Below are 1,606 nucleotides of genomic sequence, written 5' to 3' on the forward strand. Positions count from 1 at the left end.
AGGATCATGCATCGACAGAGCGTCACAATCATGCCGGGACGGCAGGCCAACACACCCATATCCTGCACCAGGAAAGGGCTACGAAAAAGGTAACGAGCGTCGGGGGCGGCGAGCGTCGGGGGGCGGCGAGCGGCCGGGGCGAACGACAGCGCGACCGGCCGTCCCGCCGTCGGGCACTACCAAACGGCCGCCCCGCAAAGGCGACGCTCGCTCACCTATGGCGGCAAAAGACGAAACGCACGCTCACTTCAAGTGAGCGTGCCCCTATGTTTTTTGTCAAGCTGCTGTGGGTGTTCGTGCTTGGTAGAGGGTTCCGTCTCGGAGCATGGCGTAGAGGGTGTCGCAGCGGCGTCTGGCGAGGGCGATGAGGGCTTGGTTGTGTCGTTTTCCTTCGGCTCGTTTGCGGTCGTAGTAGGCGCGCGAGAGCGGGTCTTTCAGTGCGGCGAAGGCGGAGAGGTAGAGGGCGCGTTTGAGGACTTTGTTGCCTTTCCGGGAGGCGCGGTCGGCACGGATGGAGGTCCCGGATCGCCAGGTCACCGGTGTCAGGCCTGCGTAAGATGCCAGGTGCGCCGCTGAGGCGAAGTCTTTCCCGACGACTTCGGTGAGGATCCGTGCTGCTGTCCTGACGCCGACCGCCGGCAGTGACGTCAGGACGTGGTGAAGAGGGTGGGCCTCCACGAGGGCTTCGACCTGGGCATAAACGGTAGCGCGGGCTTCGTGGAACGCGGCGAGCATGCCCGCGAGCTGGGGCAGCACGATCGTGGCGGCGTTCGTGCCGACCACGACCACGGTTTGCTTGCCCAAGGCCTCGATGATCTCATCGGCGAGGCGTTCGCCCATCCGGGGCGCGAGCTTTCCCAGCCGGTTCCCGATCCGGCGCCGGCCGGCATGACGCAAGGCCTCCGGGGTGGGCCAGGTCCGCAGCAGGTCCAGCACGGCAGGGTGGTCCAGGCGCGGGCCAAGAACACGCTCCAGTGCCGGGTGGATCTGGGTGAGCAGACCGCGGATCCGGTTGGAAGTCGCAGTGATCTGTTTGGCCAGGTCATCGTCGAAACCGCAGAGCATGCTCAGCTCGGCGAGCTGGGTGTCGGCGAGTTGGACCGAGCGCAGGGCGTGGGGCATGGTGCGTGCGGCGTCGGCGATGATGAACGCGTCCCGGGCATCGGTCTTCGCCTCTCCCGGGTGCAGATCCGCGATCCGCCGCATCGCCAGGCCCGGCAGGTAACCGACGGGCATGCCGGCGGCCTGGGCCACGGCCACCGGGAGCGCCCCGATCGTCGCGGGCTGATCGACGACCAGCAACGCCTGTCCGTGGCCTTGAAACTCGGCCAGGATCTCACGGATCCGGGCCTCGTCATTGGGCAATGCCCGGTCCAGCAGCTTCTTCCCGGCCCGGTCCAAGGCAACGGCGTGGTGTTCGCCCTTGCCGACGTCCAAGCCAATGAAAACGTCAACGGTTTCGTGGTTTCTGATCACCTGGCACCTCCAGTCGCGGGTCATCCTCCAGTGCCGGCCCGTCAGCGGTGTCAGGGCCCGGCATCCACGTTACGCACGACGATCCCAAACTGTCCTGCCCCTATTAGCGGTCTCCCTGGCACCTGCCAAG

At 66.4% G+C, this 1,606-nt stretch carries 1 pseudogene; it reads right to left on the minus strand.

The features are described 5' to 3' along the window. Window positions 1-276: 276 nt before the first annotated feature. Window positions 277-1,540: pseudogene (locus A3M3_RS0104315) on the minus strand (IS110 family transposase). Between the last annotated feature and the right edge of the window lie 66 nt (window positions 1,541-1,606).

The sequence above is a fragment of the Arthrobacter sp. MA-N2 genome, from assembly GCF_000517125.1.
In the GTDB taxonomy this organism is placed as follows: Bacteria; Actinomycetota; Actinomycetes; order Actinomycetales; family Micrococcaceae; genus Arthrobacter; species Arthrobacter methylotrophus.